The sequence below is a fragment of the Candidatus Binatia bacterium genome (assembly GCA_036382395.1).
GTDB lineage: Bacteria > Desulfobacterota > Binatia > HRBIN30 > HRBIN30 > JAGDMS01.
Map to the genome: position 1 here is coordinate 1 of DASVHW010000120.1, position 15,985 is coordinate 15,985.

Below are 15,985 nucleotides of genomic sequence, written 5' to 3' on the forward strand. Positions count from 1 at the left end.
TGCTCGACCGACGCCGGACCCGACAGGTCGTCCTTCGCCGTGTTGTTCGGCGCCCTGGTTGTCTGGGCGGTTCGTCAGCGCCGTGACGCCTGAGCCGGATGGCTCGGATGCCAACGGCAAGCGCGGCGTAAGCCGCCTCGACGCTGCGCCCGTCAGCCCCGGCTGGCCGACTCCGGGGCACCAGCCGTGTCGTCCTCGACCCAGACGAAATGGGCTCCGCAGTGCAGGCAGAGCGCATCGAGGTACAGGATACCGCGGACACTGCCGAGCGGCAGGCGTTGCTGATGCTTATGGCCTAAGACATCTTCACACCGATGCGGGAGGAGGCGGCCTTTTCCCTTGGCGGGTGTCCGTGTCGGCGGCTGCAGCGGAGTGTAGGTGACGATGACAGGCACGGCTTCAGCCCTTCAAGCGCTCGAAGATCGCCCGCGTCGCTGGCGATTGGTTCAACGTATAGAAGTGAATACCGGGGGCGCTATGATCGAGCAACTCTCGGCATTGCGCGGTGGCGTGATCAATGCCGATTGCGCGCACGGCGTCTTCATCGTCACGGGCACGATCGAGGCGACCCTTTAGCTCCTCGGGAATCCTGGCGCCGCACATTGAGGTGAAGCGCTCGATTTGCGCCACGTTGGTTATCGGCATGATGCCCGGGATGATCGGCACGCGGATGCCGAGGGCATGGGCGCGGTCGACGAAAGCGAAGTAATCGGAGTTGTCGAAGAACAGTTGCGTGATGACGAAGTCCAAGCCGGCATCGGCCTTGATCTTCAGGTGCTCCAGATCCAGAGCCAGATTGCGGCACTCGACATGGCCCTCCGGGTAACCCGCGCCGCCAAGGGAAAAGGAGAAGCCGCGCTCGCGGATGTGACCGACGAGTTCGGAGGCAAACCCGAAACCATCGGCCGGCCGCACGAAGTGCGGCTGATCGGACGGGGGGTCGCCCCGCAGGGCGAGCACGTTTTCAATGCCGCTCTTATCGAGTTGCTCCAACACCGAGTCGATCTCGTGGCGATTGGCGCCGACACAGGTCAGGTGCGCCATCGCCTCGATCCCGATCTCGAACTTGATGCGGCGGACCAGCTCGACGGTCTTCTGTCTGGTGCTGCCGCCGGCGCCATAGGTGACGGAGACGAAGCTCGGGTGCAGCTGACGCAGGCGGTCGATCGTCCGGTACAAATTCTGTTCGCCCTGAGCCGTCTTCGGCGGAAAAAACTCGAAGGAAAACAGCGGGCCATCGGCGCGAATGAGGTCGCTGATACGCATGCATGCCGAAGTTACAGGAAATCCAGGGCAGTGAGCAATGGGAGAAGGCGCGGCCGCTTGCGTCAGGGCAACCCCTCTGTGCATATTTCGCTCGGAGGTCTGTATGGGGGTGTTGCGGTCCGCCGTCTGGGCAGTCGTGGCGTTGGCAGGTGCAACCGCGCTGGGAATGATCGCTCTGGTTCGGGGCGAGCACATCAGCGTGGCCTGGCTGCTCATCGCCGCCATTGCCACCTATGCGGTGGGCTACCGCTTTTACAGCAAGTTCTTGGCGGCGCGTGTGCTGATGCTCGACGATCTGCGGGTGACGCCGGCCGAGCGTATCAATGACGGGCGAGATTTCGTTCCCACCCACCGTTGGGTCGTGTTCGGCCACCATTTCGCCGCCATTGCGGGTCCTGGCCCTCTGATCGGCCCCACCCTGTGTGCGCAGTTCGGCTACCTGCCGGGGACTTTGTGGATCATCCTCGGGGCCGTTCTGGGCGGGGCGGTGCAGGACTTCTTGATCCTCACCGGCTCCCTGCGCCGCGACGGTAAGTCGCTCGGACAGATGGCGCGGGAGGAGATCGGGGTGTGCGGCGGCTTCGCGGCGCTTGCCGGCGTGCTGCTCATCATGGTCATCCTGATGGCGGTGCTCGGCCTGGTCATCGTCAACGCACTCAAGGGCAGTCCGTGGGGCACTTTCACGGTGGGGGCCACGATCCCGATCGCGCTCCTGATGGGTTGGTACATGCGCTTCATACGGCCGGGCAGGGTGGCCGAGGCAACCGTCTGGGGACTGGCGCTGGTGCTCCTGGCCGTGGTGGGTGGCCGCTGGGTCGGGGACAGCGCGTGGGCGCCGCTGTTCACGTTCAGCCCTACAGCGCTGGCCATGATGATCATCGCGTATGGGTTGGCCGCATCGGTGCTGCCGGTGTGGTTGCTACTGGCCCCACGCGATTACCTGAGCGCCTTCATCAAGATCGGCACCATCCTGGCCTTGGCGTTGGGCATCCTGGTGTATCTGCCCCCGGTTCAACTGCCACCCCTGACCCGTTTCACCGACGGCACCGGACCGATATTCGCCGGCAAGATTTTTCCGTTTGCCTTCATCACCATTGCCTGCGGTGCCGTCTCCGGCTTTCACGCGCTGGTATCGTCCGGTACGACCCCGAAGCTGCTGCAGCGCGAGTCGGATGCCCGTATGATCGGCTACGGCGCCATGCTGATGGAGTCGTTCGTCGCCATCATGGCTATGGTCGCGGCCGCCGTGCTCCAGCCTGGCGTGTACTTCGCGGTCAATAGCCCGGCCGGCGTCGTCGGGGCCTCGGCTGAGGACGCAACCCGGACCATTTCCGCATGGGGATTCCCGGTCACTCCGGCCGATATGGAAAAGCTGGCTGCCGATGTGGGCGAGCACAGCCTGTTGGCGCGGACGGGCGGGGCGCCGTCGCTGGCGGTGGGCATGGCGCACATTTTCGCCAACACGCTCGGCGGCAGGAGTGTTATGGCGATTTGGTACCACTTCGCTATTATGTTCGAGGCGCTGTTTATCCTCACTACTATGGATGCAGGTACGCGGGTCGGACGGTTTATGCTACAGGACTTCCTGGGCCATTTGTGGGAGCCCCTCGGACGCACGAGCTGGTATCCGAGCGTGCTCATCTCCAGCGCCGGGATGGTAGGAGCGTGGGGGTATTTTCTGTACCAAGGGGTGGTCGATCCGTTGGGCGGTATCAATAGCCTGTGGCCGTTGTTCGGCATTTCAAACCAGCTCTTGGCGGTAATCGCGCTGGCCGTGGCGACCACGCTGATCGTGAAGTCCGGGCGCGCGCGGTATGTCTGGGCCACACTGGGGCCGCTGCTCTGGCTGCTGTCCATCACCCTGAGCGCGGGATACGAGAAGATCTTCAGCCCGGAGGTCCGGATTGGTTTCCTGGCGCACGCCGCGCAGTTGGAGAGTCGGATTGCTGCCGGACAGGTTGCCGCCGCCAAGATCGCTGAGACGCGCGCGGCGATTTTCAATGACCGGCTTGACGCCGCCGTCACGGCATTGTTCATGGCCCTGGTGGCGGTGATTGTGGTGGACTCGGTTCGGGAGTGGTATCGCGTGTTGAGCGCCGGCCGTAGCGGCATGGTACAACCACGCCTGGCGGTGACGGGGTAAGGAGAGTTGATGCGTCGATACTGGGGAAAGGTCGCTACTGCCGTGCGCGCCGTAATCCACGAGTGGGCCGGTGACACGGAGTATGAGCGCTACGTCCACCGCTGCGTTCAGCGCAACGAGCCGCCAGTGGACCGCGGACGGTTTTTCGCCCAGCGCCTCGAAGAGCGTTACGGGAGGCTCACCCGCTGCTGTTGACCCGGGCAAGCGGTAGGTGCAGCCTCGTCTTCGCGCAGAATCGAAGAGATCGGAATGGACTTGACGGTGATCAAGCTCGAACGGCACGACCGGGTGCTGCACATAGTGCTCAATCGTCCGCAACGGCTCAACGCCATCAACCGCGAGATGCCGCGCGAGTTGGAGGAGGCGGTGGCACAGGCAAATGCCGACAGCGCCGTCCGGGTGATTGTGCTGCGCGGGGAGGGCCGGGCCTTCTGCGCCGGCTACGACCTCGACTGGGGCACCCGCCTGGAACACGAAATCCAAGCCGACGCCGACTGGGATCCGGTGCGCGACTTTGTTGCGATGTCGGAGAACCTGCGCTGCTTCATGAGCCTGTGGCACAGCCGCAAGCCGGTCATCGCGCAGGTCCACGGCTGGTGTGTCGGCGGGGGGACGGATTTGGTCCTGTGCGCCGATCTGATCATGGCCGCCGCGGACGCGCAGATGGGTTACCCGCCGGCTCGGGTATGGGGATCACCGACGTCGGCCCTGTGGGCCTATCGCCTCGGGATGGAACACGCTAAGCGTCTATTGCTGACGGGTGACCCGGTGGACGGTCACACCGCCGAGCGTATTGGGTTGATTCACCGCGCCGTGCCCGAGGATCGGCTGGCCACTGAAGTCGAGGCCTTGGCTAATCGAATGGCGCTGTTACCGGTGAATCAGCTGGTAATGATGAAACTGTTGGTCAATCAAGCATACGAGAATATGGGGCTGCGTACCGGCCAGATGATCGGCACCCTGTTTGATGGGATTGCCCGCCACACTCCAGAGGGAATTGCTTGGCGCGAACTGGCGCTGCAACAGGGAGTGAAGGCGGCTTTGACCGAGCGCGACGGACGGTTCGACGACTACGGCGCTCGGAAGAAGTAACGCACGCTGATCCTACCTAGCGACGAGGAAGAGTAGAAGAGATTTCAATGGCAAAGACGATGCTCATCAACATGACGCATGCGGAGGAGAGCCGGGTCGGCATCGTGACCGACGGCGTCCTCAGCTCATTCGAGATCGAATCCGCCAGTCGGGAACACCTCAAGGGCAACATTTACAAGGGGGTGGTGCACCGCATCCACCCGGCGCTCGAGGCGGCCTTCGTCGACATCGGCGCGAATCGCGACGCCTTTCTCCCGCTCGATGAGATTTGCTTCCGCAATCTCCCCGGGCTCACCCGCGACAGCGGCAACGGCGCGGAGGGGCGGCACCGGCTGCGGATCAAGGAGGTCCTGAAGCCCGGCCAGGAAGTCCTGGTGCAAATCGTGAAGGAGGAGTTTGCCAACAAACCGCCGACGTTGAGCACCTTCTATTCACTACCAGGCCGCTATCTCGTGCTGCTGCCCGGGTCGGACGAGGCCGGGATCTCGCGCAAGATCGAAGGCGCGGAACGCAGCCATCTGCGTGAGCTGATCGAGAAGCTGCAGCCGCCCGAAGGCTTCGGCATCATCGTCCGCACCGCCGCCGTTTTCGACCAGGGCTCGCGCGAGTTGCAGCGCGACCTGCACTACCTGCTGCGCCTGTGGGAGACGATCCAGCAAGCCGCGACCTCGAAGACCGCGCCGGCCCTGGTGTATCGCGAGCACGACGTGGTGTTGCGCAATATCCGGGACTACTTCACTCCCGACATCGACGAGATCTACGTCGACAACGAAGAGGTCCACCAGCGCGCCAGCGAGTTCCTGCATGACGTCATGCCGGGCAAAGAGGACGTCTTGCATCTCTACAAGGGCGACAAGCCGATCTTCTCGCATTTCAACGTCGAAACGCAGATCGAGTCGATTTATAAGCGCCGCGTACCGCTGAAATCGGGGGGCAGCATCGTCATCGACGGCACCGAAGCCCTCACCGCCATCGACGTGAACTCGGGAAGATCGGTGCGCGGTGGCAGTCAGGAAGAAACCGCGTTTCGGACCAACGTCGAAGCGGCGACGGAAATTGCCCGCCAGCTGCGCCTGCGCGACCTCGGCGGGTTGATCGTCATCGATTTCATCGACATGCGCAATGCGCAGCACATCGCGGATGTCGAGAAGACTTTCCGCGAAGCCATGCGCGAGGACAAGGCGCGGCATGAAACCGGGCGCATCTCGCATTTCGGCTTGCTCGAGGTGTCCCGCCAGCGCCTGCGTCCGGCCGCCGCAGCCGCTTCGTATGGCGCCTGCCCGATGTGCGAGGGGCATGGCCTGGTGCGCACCACGGAATCCGCAGCCCTGGTTGCCTTGCGCAAGATTCATAACCGCGTCGCACAAGGGGATACGGCGGCGCTGCGGGCGTCGCTGCCGCCCGAGGTCGCGATCTACTTGCTGAATCAGAAGCGGGACGACCTGGCCCAGCTGGAACGGCGGTACGCTACACGGATCCAGGTGGCGCTCGAGGACGGCTTGATGCCGCACCAGCTGGAAATGGAGGTGCGGACACGCCTGGAGGCCGGGCAGGCGAAGCTGCCTCCTTCACGCGTCGGTGGGATTGCCGCCGCGGAGGCTGCACCCGCAGCCGTCGAGATTGCCGCCGCGGAGGCTGCGCCCGCAGCCGTCGAGAACGGAGGGGCCGTTGCCGTAGCGGCTCCGGCACCGGGGCCCGGTGCTAAAGTTGAGGGTGAAACCCCGCAGCCGGGTAAACGCCGGCGCCGCCGGCGCGGCCGCCGCCGCGGTCGTGGCCGACAAGCCGCTGCAGCAATCGGCGAGGCTTTGGCTGCGATTGGCCAGCAGACATCGCTGACCAGGGAACCGGCGGAAGAGATGGAAGCGGCGGAAGCGGGTACCGTGGCGTTTGGCGAAGCAGAGACCCCGCCCAGCGCCGCAGGGGAAGGCGTACAGGCCGCCGAGGTCGAAGTCGGTGCAAGCGAGGCCGGTCCAGGCGTGGGCATATCGGCGGGACCAGAAGTGCCAGCCGCAGAGGAAGCGTCTTCTGCCGAGATGCCGCTCAGTGAGTCGGCAGAGCAGCCAGCACCCGCCAAGCCGCGCGCCCGGCGTACCCGCGCCGGTACCACCCGGCGGGGCGGACGAGGAGGCCGTCGGCGGACAAAGGCTGCCGCCGAGAAGCCGCCGGTGACTGCAGCGGCGGTGCCGGCAGTCGCGGCAGCGGTGAAGCAAGGGGCCGGCGCGGCGCGAGCGACTCCTAAGGCGGGAACGGCACGCCGAAGGACACCGCCCAAGCGCAGTCCAGCCCCGCGCCGAAGAACGCGCTCCAAGCCGACGAAGAGCGAGGCGTAAGCTTGCCGAGCAGCGTATCGCTTATGGCGGCTCGCCTATCGTCCGGAACCACGAGCGCTACGCCATATGCCAGTGCTGTACAGTCGTGGAGCCGGGAAATTTGCGTCCACCCGGCAAATACTTTATGGTGCGTCAACCTTATTCCGACGTGATGGCGGGGCTTCGCACGGCATGAACTGCCACTGGCGCATGAGCGTACGGTAACTCGATGGACGCACAAGATTTCCCTCGAATTAAGCGCCTCCCACCCTACGTCTTCAACATCGTCGGAGACCTCAAGCAGAAGGCTCGCCGCGCTGGGGAAGACATCATCGACTTCGGCATGGGCAACCCCGATGGTCCAACACCGCCGCACGTAGTGGCCAAGCTGATCGAGGCAGCCTCGAAACCCATCAACCACCGTTATTCCGTTTCCAAAGGAATTTACAAACTCCGCCTGGCGATCACCGCTTGGTACAAGCGCCGCTACGATGTTGATCTCGATCCCGACACCGAGGCGGTGGCTACGATCGGCTCCAAAGAGGGGCTGGCCCATCTCGCCCTTGCCATCATCGGTCCGGGCGACGTGGTGTTCTGTCCCAGCCCGACGTATCCGATTCACCAGTACTCGGTCATCATCGCCGGAGGGGACCTGCGCAGCATCCCCTTGATTCCGGGCGAAGATTTCTTCGCCCATTTGGTGGAGGCCATGCGCCAGACTTGGCCGCGGCCGAAGTTGCTCATTTTGAACTTCCCCCACAATCCGACGACCGAAGTGGTGGACCTCAATTTCTTTCAGAAGATCGTCGATTTCGCCCGCGAGCACTCGCTGATGGTGATCCATGACCTGGCGTACGCCGACCTGTGCTTCGACGGGTATGAACCCCCGAGCTTCCTGCAGGTGCCCGGAGCGAAGGACCTGGGGGTCGAGTTCTATACCCTGTCGAAGAGCTACAACATGCCCGGTTGGCGTGTTGGGTTTGCCGTCGGCAACCCCGCCATGATCGGCGCGTTGGCGCGGATCAAGAGCTACCTGGACTACGGGATTTTTCAGCCCATTCAGATCGCCGCCATCCAGGCCCTCAATGGACCGCAGGATATTGTCGAAGAGATCCGCCAGGAGTATCAGTCTCGACGTGATGTCCTGGTGAACGGGCTCCGCCGGGTCGGCTGGGACATGCCGAAGCCCAAGGCGACGATGTTCGTGTGGGCGCCCATCCCGGCGCCGTTCCAGGAGATGGGATCGTTGGAGTTTTCGACCTTTTTGCTGCGGGAGGCGAAAGTCGCCGTGTCTCCCGGCATCGGTTTCGGCGAGTACGGCGACCAGTACGTCCGCTTCGCCTTGATCGAGAACGAGCACCGTACGCGGCAGGCCATCCGCGGTATTCGCCGGGCACTCAGCCAAGCGAAGCCAGCAACAATCCGCCAAGTGGGTTGAAGGAGGACGTGTGGGTCGGGAAGTCCGGGTTGGATTGATCGGCTTCGGCACGATCGGCACCGGAGTGATCAAACTCCTCCAACGCCAACAGGCGCAGATCCGCGCCCGTCTCGGCGCCCGGCTGACCCTGGCCGGGGTGGCCGACATCGACCTGCAAAGCTACCGTGGTGTGCGGGTCGATCGGAAGCTGCTCACCAGTGACGCCACGGCGCTGCTCGATGACCCGACCATCGATATCGTGATCGAGCTGATGGGGGGCTACGACCTGGCGCGGCGCTTCGTGCTCCGCGCCATCAAGAACGGGAAGAGCGTGGTGACCGCCAACAAGGCATTGTTGGCGGTGCACGGTGCGGAACTGTTCGGCGCCGTCGAGAAGGCCGGTGTCGATATCGGCTACGAAGCCAGCGTCGGTGGCGGTATTCCCATCATCCGGATATTGAGGGAAGGGCTGGCAGGAGACCGCAACCGTGCCATCTACGGCATCGTCAACGGCACCTCGAACTACATCCTCAGTACGATGACGCAGCGGGGAGGAGAGTTCGCCGCCGTGCTCGGTGAGGCCCAGCAGCAGGGGCTGGCCGAGGCCGATCCGACCTACGACGTCGACGGCATCGATGCGGCGCACAAGCTGACGTTGCTCATCCAGCTGGCCTTCGGCACCACGGCGCGCTTCGCCGACGTTCCGGTCGAAGGTATCCGCCACATCAGTCAGCACGACATCGGGTTTGCGCGGGAGTTCGGTTACGTGATCAAGCTGCTGGCCATTGCCAAGCAGGACGGACGGCAGATCGAGGCGCGCGTGCATCCCACCATGGTGCCTGGCAAGCACCTGCTGGCCGGGGTCAACGGCGCCTACAACGCCATCTTCGTGCAAGGCGAAGCGCTGGGCGACACGATGTACTTTGGCCTAGGAGCCGGCATGATGCCGACGGCGACCGCGGTGCTGGCCGACGTCATGGAAGTTGCGCGGAATCTGTTGTGCGGCAGCCGAGGACGGATCGCGCCGCTGGGGTATCCGCTCGCACGGCAGCGGCAGGTGCCGCTGAAGCCGATGGATGACCTGATCAGCGAATACTACCTGCGCTTCATGGTGGTCGACCGGCCCGGTGTGCTGGCGAAAATATCCGGCATCCTCGGGCGGCATCACATCTCCATTGCCTCGGTGATTCAGCGGGAGCGCGAGCACGGAGCGAGTGTGCCGATTGTCATCCGCACCCATCAAGCGCGGGAGCGCGACCTGCGCCGTGCCCTCCAGTTGATCGACCGCCTGGCCGTGGTGCGCACCAAGTCCGTCCTCATTCGTATCGAGGACAGCCTCGGCCAATAAGTCAGGGCTTCTGGCTGCTCGCATTGGTTATCGAGCCCTGCGCCAATGATACACCGGCAGATGGGCCGTGCGGCGCGGGCGGCAGCCCGGCGGTGTCCTGCAGGCTCGGGACACAATGAGAGAGAAGGAGGACAAACTCAATGAGTGCAGACAAGTCGGCAATACCTGGACTGGGAACACTGGCAGTGCATGCCGGCCAGGAGAAGGATCCGACGACCAATGCCCGGGCGGTGCCGATCTACGCCACGGCGTCATACCTGTTCGATTCCACCGAGCACGCCGCGAACCTGTTCGCCTTGAAGGAGTTCGGGAACATTTACACCCGGCTGATGAACCCGACCAACGACGTGCTCGAGAAGCGCCTTGCCGCACTTGACGGCGGCGCCGCGGGGCTGGCCTTTGCGTCGGGCCAGGCGGCGATCACCGCCGCCCTGCTGACGATCTGTCATAGCGGTCATAACTTCATCTCGGCCACCAGCCTGTACGGTGGCACCTGGACCCTGTTCACGCAGACCCTGAGCAAGCTCGGGATCGAGGTGCGCTTCTTCGATGCGCACGAGCCGGAAAAAATTGCACAGCTTGCAGACAAGAACACCCGTGCCGTCTATTTCGAAAGCCTGGGCAACCCGAAGAACGATGTGCCGGATTTCCAGCGCATCGCCGATACCGCGCACGCCTTGGGTCTGCCGGTCATCTGCGACAACACCGTCCTGACGCCGATCCTGCTGCGTCCGATCGAGTACGGGGTCGACATCGTCGTGTATTCGACCACCAAGTTCATCGGCGGCCACGGTGTGCACATCGGCGGCGTCATCGTCGACAGCGGCAAGTTTCCCTGGGCGAAGAATCCGGAGAAGTGGCCGGAGTTCTGCTCCCCGGATCCGGCGTACCACGGGGTGGTGTTCGAGGAGGCGCTGCGGCCGATCGGCAACATCGCCTACATCCTGCACATCCGGACGCACTGGCTGCGGGATACCGGCGCCTGCATGAGCCCGTTCGCTGCGTTCCTCTTTCTGCTCGGGCTGGAGACGCTGCACTTGCGCATGGAACGCCACTGCCGCAACACGCTGGCGGTCGCCGAGTTTCTGCAGAAACATCCAGCCGTGGAGTGGGTCAACTACCCGGGCCTTCCCAACCATCCCGACTACGGCAGCGCCAAGCGCTACCTGCCCGCTGGGCAGGGCGCTCTTCTCGGGTTCGGCATCAAGGGCGGGCGTGAGACGGGCATCAAGTTCATCAACAGCGTCAAGCTGGCGAGCCATCTGGCCAACATCGGCGATGCCAAGACACTGGTGATCCATCCGGCCTCAACCACCCATTCGCAGCTGACGCCGGAGGAGCAGGCGCAGGCCGGCGTGACCCCGGAGTACGTGCGGCTGTCCGTCGGTATCGAGGACGTTGCCGACATCATCGCCGACCTCGATCAGGCGCTGAAAACATCGCAGCGTTGAGCGCCGGCATGAATGATCCCTTGTTCGAGAGCAGCGACAGCGTTCGCGGCGCCGCCCCGCTGCACCACGCGCGGCAGGCAACGTTGGCGCAGCCGCTGCCACTCGAACTCGGTGGGCAGCTGCCGTCGGTGACGGTCACGTACGAGACCTACGGAGAACTCAACGCGCGGCGCGATAATGCCGTGCTGGTGTGCCATGCCATCAGCGGTGACTCGCACGTGGCCCGCCACGATGCCGACGACGATCCGGGCTGGTGGGACATCGTCGTCGGCCCCGGCAAGTCGATTGATACGAACCGCTACTTCGTCATTTGCCCGAACATCCTCGGCGGGTGCCGCGGTACCACCGGCCCGAACAGCACCAACCCGCGAACCGGACGGGCTTACGGGACCGACTTTCCGGCCATCACTGTTGGTGACATGGTCGAGGCGCAGCGCCGGCTCATCGATCACCTGGGCATCGAGGAGCTCCGAGCGGTGGTCGGGGGGTCCCTGGGGGGGCACCAGGCCCTGACCTGGGCGGTGCGCTACCCCGAGCGCTTGCGCGGTTGCGTGGCGCTGGCGACGTCGCCGCGGTTGACCAGCCAGGCCCTGGCCTTCGACGTGGTCGGGCGCAATGCGATTCTACACGATCCCGGATACCACGGCGGGCAGTACTACGAGCACGGCACGGGGCCGGCGGTGGGGCTGGCGCTGGCCCGCATGCTGGCGCACATCACCTATCTCTCCCTCGAGGCGATGACGGCCAAGTTCGATCCGAGCCGGTTGCGGCCGAGGGATATCCCGACGGCGTTCGAGAACAAGTTCTCGGTGGGTTCCTATCTGGCCTACCAGGGGCACAAGTTCGTCGAGCGCTTCGACGCCAACAGCTACGTGACGCTGTCGATGGCCATGGACCTGTTGAATCTCGGCGATACAGCCGAGCAGCTGCGCTCGGTGCTGGCGCGCAGCCAGTGCCGCTGGCTCGTCATCAGCTTTTCCAGTGACTGGCTCTTTCCACCGGGGCAGAGTCGGCAGATCGTCGACGCGCTGATCGCGGCAGATCGGCCCGTATCCTATTGCAGCGTCGACGCCTCGGGCGGGCACGACTCCTTCCTCCTGGAAGAGAAGCTCGCGATTTACGGCGGTCTCCTGCGCGCCTTCCTCGCCACCATCGATGGCCGAGCCCCGACCTCCGCACGCCAACTCGTGGCGGCGGAAGCGTACGTTGACGAGCCGACCAGCATCTTTCACGGTCAGCGGCTCGACTACGACATGATTCTCGAGTTGATTCCGCCCGGCGCCAGTGTTTTGGATCTCGGCTGCGGTGGCGGCGAGCTGCTGTCGCGCTTGCGGCAGCGGGAACACGCGCGGCTGGTCGGCGTCGAGCTCGACGAGCGAGCGGTGCTGGCGTGCGTCGAGCGGGGGCTGGATGTGGTGCAGAAGGACTTGGAGAAGGGCCGGTTACCGTTCACCGACGGCCAGTTCGATGTCGTCGTGCTGTCGCAGACGCTGCAGTCGATCGTCGATACCGAAGGCATCGTCGACGAGATGTTGCGCGTCGGGCGTTCCTGCATCGTGAGCTTTCCGAACTTTGCGTACCACAAGCTGCGCCAGATGCTCTACGCGGAGGGCCGTTCGCCCAAAGCCGGAGGGGCGTACTACTTCGAGTGGTACAACACGCCGAACCGACGGTTCCCGTCGATCGCCGATGTCGAGGACTTCTGCGCCGGCAAGGGAATCCGGATGCATCGCAAGCTCTACTTCGACAGCGAAGCCAACTGCCAGATCACCGATGCTCCGAATCTCAACGCGGACATGGCGATCTTCGTCCTGAGCCGGTAACACCGAGCGCCAGCAGACGACGCAGTGGGGCCGCATCCGCTTTCCCACCTTGGGGTACAGGGTCTGTGCCAAGCTGCCGCCCGAGTTTTACGATCTGCCGCTGGCGTTTGTCCCGGTGGCAGGACCGTGTGGACAAGTCGCTCTCGGCGCTGACGGGTGACTCGCCTTGTCAGCATGCGGCAGCATTCGCTACATAGGCCGGCATGCAGGTCGGGAAACCATCGCGGCGCAGGATCGGCATCGACCTCGGAGGGACGAAGGTCGAGGGTGTCGTGCTGGATGCCGACGATCGACCCACGTCGCGCTACCGCATGGCTACGGAGAGCGAGCGGGGATATGAGCACATTCTCGGTCGGGTTGAGATTATCGTGGACATGTGCCGACGTGAGGCACCGGAGTGCGTGGCCATTGGTATCGGCACACCGGGCGCGGTCTGCCGTGACGGCACGATGAAGAATTGCAACACCACGTGCTTGAACGACCGCCTCTTACCCCAGGATTTGACCGAACGGCTGGGGATGACGGTGCAGGTCGAGAACGACGCGAACTGCTTCGCCCTTGCCGAAGCGGTTGCCGGTGCCGGTCGGGGCGCCGGGCTGGTCTTCGGAGTGATTCTCGGCACCGGCGTTGGCGGGGGGATCGTCCACCGCGGCGAGCTGCTGCCCGGGCCGCAACACCTGGCTGGCGAATGGGGCCATCACAGCATCGATCCGCTGGGTCCGGCGTGCTACTGCGGGCAGCGCGGTTGCGTCGAGCGCTTCCTCGCCGGGCCGGCGGTTGAAGAGCAGTATCGCGAGCGCAGCGGGCAAGCGGCGGATATGCCGGCTATCGTCGCGGCCTATCGCGCCGGGGAGCCGGCGGCAACAGCGGTGGTCCAGCAGTTCTTGGACCGCTTTGGGCGGGCCGTGGCCAACCTGATCGACATCCTCGACCCGGACGTCATCGTTCTCGGCGGCGGGCTGTCGAACATCGATGAGTTGTACACGCTCGGCCGCGATGCAGTGGCCGGCTACGTCTTCAACAACGAGTTGCGCACGCCGCTGCGGCGGAACCTGCTCGGCGATTCCGCCGGCGTCATCGGCGCTGCGCTGCTGCTGTGAGCCGGAGAGATCCCGTTTCTGACGAACGCCGCCTCGTGAATCACCGCGCCGCGCGCCAGTCCCTTGCGCTCGAAGGCAGTCGGACCCAGGCGGGGTGAAGGCGCGGTCGCATCTCTCGCAAATGCTCCGCCGGACGCCAGCGTCTGCAGTATCGACTGAAACACCTCGTCGACGTCAGTGGCGGTGTGCAGGCAGCCCCCGGGACGCAGGGTGCGTGCCAGGGCTGCCGCAAACGCCGGCGTGAACAAGCGGCGATGATGGTGGCGCCGCTTCCACCACGGATCGGGGAAATAGATGTGATACGCCGCCACCGACTCGGCCGGGATGATGGTTGCCACCACGCACGCGGCGTCCGCATGGATGACACGCGCGTTGGCAATGCCATGAGCTGCGATGGCATTCTGCAGATGCCATGCGCGGCTGCTTGAGTGTTCAAGGCCGAAGAAATTGGTGTACGGACACTGTCGCGCCACCGGCACGATGAACGTGCCCGTGCCGGGACCGATCTCTATCTCGACGGGATGATAGTTGCCAAAAATCTCGCGCCAGAACTCGTGCATCAGGGATGATTGGTTAGCTCAAGAGGCGACCGCCGTCGACGGGTAGCACGGCGCCGGTGATGTAGTCATTCTGTAGTAACGCGAGCACGGCGTCGGCCACGTTCGACGGATGCCCTTCACGCTGCAGCAGGGTACGGCTGATTTCACGCTGCTTGAGGAGCGGATCGAAATCGTCAGGGAACAGTACGGGCCCCGGGGCAATTGCATTCACGCGGACCGACGGTGCCAGCTCCTTGGCGAGCGCATGGGTCAGCGCGATGACGCAGGCTTTGGCAATGGAGTAGGGCAGGTAGTCGGCCCACGGGCGCAGTCCGGCAACGTCGGCGAGGGTTACGATCGCGCCCCCGGCATGCGCCCGCAGGTGCAAACCGAAGCGGTGCGCGCAGAGGAACGCGGTGCGCAGATTGTTGGTGATCATGTCGTCCCAGTCCGCTTCCGTGAGCGTGGCGAGGGGCGTGCGCCGGAAGGCGCCGGCGTTGGCCACGAGCATGTCGACGCGCCCGAACGCGGCGAGCGTGGACTCCAGCACACGGGCGACGTGGTCCGATTGTGCTACGTCTGCCTGCACCGCGAGCGCTTGCACGCCCGCGGTGCGCGCCGCGTCAACCGTGTCGTGCGCCTCGGCGGCGGAGGTGCGGTAGGTGACAGCGAGGTTGCAGCCGGCCTCGGCCAAGGCGAGCACGATGGCCTTTCCCAGGCGCTGTGCGCCCCCGGTGACCACGGCCACACGTCCACGGAGGTCTTGCATCACGGCTTCTCGGGATCGAATTGTGGTTCCAGCACGACCTCGGTCGGGCAGGCGCGGCCATCGCAGGTCAGCACCCGAAATATCGCTTCCGCAACGTCCTCCGGTTGGAGGAACTTGGCGCGATCCATGCGTCGGTTCGGCGGGACGAATCCGGTGTCGACGTAGCCGGGGGATACGGCCACCGCCCTGACACCGCTGTTGCGCACCTCGGCGAACAAAGCGCGCGTGAAGGCGACAAGACCCGCCTTCGCGGCCGCGTACGCCGCCTCACCAGGTCGCACGCCGTGCGCCGCTGCCGAGGCCACATTGACGATGGCGCCGTGCTTACGCACCAGCATGTCGGGCAGAAGGAGACGACTGAGAACAATCGGCGCACGCAGGCAGGTGGCCAGCACCCGGTCCACTTCTGCGACCGCGACCTTACCAACCGGCGTACGAGGAGGAGCCCAGCCGGCGTTATTGACGAGAATGGAGATGTGGCCCAACTCCTGCATGGCGCGTTGCAGCGATGACTCAACTTGCGCGTCGTCGGTGATGTCAGCCGGCAATACCAACGTGCGCGCCCCGCTCGACGCGGCCTCTGCGGCGACTGTTTGCAGTTCGGCTGCGGTGCGCGCCACCAGTGCCAGGCTGCACCCCGCGCGCGCCAGGCGCAGGGCCGTGGCACGCCCGATGCCGCGACCGGCGCCGGTAATGAGGGCGATCTCGTTACTCAGTTCTGCCGCCAC

Annotated in this window: 14 protein-coding genes; 9 read left to right on the top strand and 5 right to left on the bottom strand. The window is 64.6% G+C overall.

From position 1 onward, the window contains the following. Nucleotides 1–152: 152 nt before the first annotated feature. Complete coding sequence (locus tag VF515_05705) at nt 153–395, bottom strand: hypothetical protein (GenBank protein ID HEX7407131.1); 243 nt, start codon at nt 393–395, stop codon at nt 153–155. A gap of 4 nt (nt 396–399) precedes the next feature. Beyond that, nucleotides 400–1,266: a methylenetetrahydrofolate reductase [NAD(P)H] gene (gene metF / locus VF515_05710; protein ID HEX7407132.1), complete on the bottom strand. Its 867-nt coding sequence runs from the start codon at nt 1,264–1,266 to the stop codon at nt 400–402. 103 nt (nt 1,267–1,369) lie between these two features. Here metF and VF515_05715 point away from each other — a divergent pair, with 103 nt between their 5' ends. From VF515_05715 to VF515_05755, 9 genes are all read left to right on the top strand, one after another. Then, entirely contained in the window at nt 1,370–3,409 is a 2,040-nt protein-coding gene (locus VF515_05715; protein HEX7407133.1) for a carbon starvation CstA family protein, read from the top strand. 9 nt (nt 3,410–3,418) lie between these two features. Next, nucleotides 3,419–3,604, top strand: a complete 186-nt coding sequence (locus tag VF515_05720; protein HEX7407134.1) for a CstA-like transporter-associated (seleno)protein — start codon at nt 3,419–3,421, stop codon at nt 3,602–3,604. A gap of 54 nt (nt 3,605–3,658) precedes the next feature. Continuing rightward, a complete protein-coding gene (locus VF515_05725; GenBank protein ID HEX7407135.1) occupies nt 3,659–4,501 on the top strand; it encodes a crotonase/enoyl-CoA hydratase family protein in 843 nt (280 codons plus the stop codon). Nucleotides 4,502–4,548: 47 nt separating this feature from the next. Then, nucleotides 4,549–6,831, top strand: a complete 2,283-nt coding sequence (locus tag VF515_05730; GenBank protein HEX7407136.1) for a ribonuclease E/G — start codon at nt 4,549–4,551, stop codon at nt 6,829–6,831. Between the two features lie 208 nt (nt 6,832–7,039). Next, nucleotides 7,040–8,248 (top strand): alanine transaminase, encoded by a 1,209-nt coding sequence (gene alaC, locus VF515_05735; protein ID HEX7407137.1) that lies wholly within the window; start codon nt 7,040–7,042, stop codon nt 8,246–8,248. Between the two features lie 10 nt (nt 8,249–8,258). Further along, nucleotides 8,259–9,575: a homoserine dehydrogenase gene (locus VF515_05740; GenBank protein HEX7407138.1), complete on the top strand. Its 1,317-nt coding sequence runs from the start codon at nt 8,259–8,261 to the stop codon at nt 9,573–9,575. A gap of 140 nt (nt 9,576–9,715) precedes the next feature. Next, nucleotides 9,716–11,026 (top strand): O-acetylhomoserine aminocarboxypropyltransferase/cysteine synthase, encoded by a 1,311-nt coding sequence (locus VF515_05745; GenBank protein HEX7407139.1) that lies wholly within the window; start codon nt 9,716–9,718, stop codon nt 11,024–11,026. 8 nt (nt 11,027–11,034) lie between these two features. Further along, nucleotides 11,035–12,849: a homoserine O-acetyltransferase gene (locus VF515_05750; protein ID HEX7407140.1), complete on the top strand. Its 1,815-nt coding sequence runs from the start codon at nt 11,035–11,037 to the stop codon at nt 12,847–12,849. Nucleotides 12,850–13,052: 203 nt separating this feature from the next. Then, nucleotides 13,053–13,949, top strand: coding sequence for an ROK family protein (locus VF515_05755; protein HEX7407141.1), 897 nt, complete (start codon nt 13,053–13,055; stop codon nt 13,947–13,949). On the opposite strand, the gene trmB is transcribed toward VF515_05755, so the two are convergent. From trmB to VF515_05770, 3 genes are read right to left on the bottom strand one after another with little or no spacing between them, the layout of a single operon-like run. Next, nucleotides 13,859–14,509 (bottom strand): tRNA (guanosine(46)-N7)-methyltransferase TrmB, encoded by a 651-nt coding sequence (gene trmB, locus VF515_05760; protein ID HEX7407142.1) that lies wholly within the window; start codon nt 14,507–14,509, stop codon nt 13,859–13,861. The two genes, VF515_05755 and trmB, sit on opposite strands and share 91 nt — an antisense overlap. Before the next feature lie 13 nt (nt 14,510–14,522). Further along, a complete protein-coding gene (locus VF515_05765) occupies nt 14,523–15,257 on the bottom strand; it encodes an SDR family oxidoreductase (protein HEX7407143.1) in 735 nt (244 codons plus the stop codon). Beyond that, nucleotides 15,257–15,985: an SDR family oxidoreductase gene (locus VF515_05770; GenBank protein ID HEX7407144.1), complete on the bottom strand. Its 729-nt coding sequence runs from the start codon at nt 15,983–15,985 to the stop codon at nt 15,257–15,259. Before VF515_05770 ends, VF515_05765 begins: the two co-directional genes overlap by 1 nt.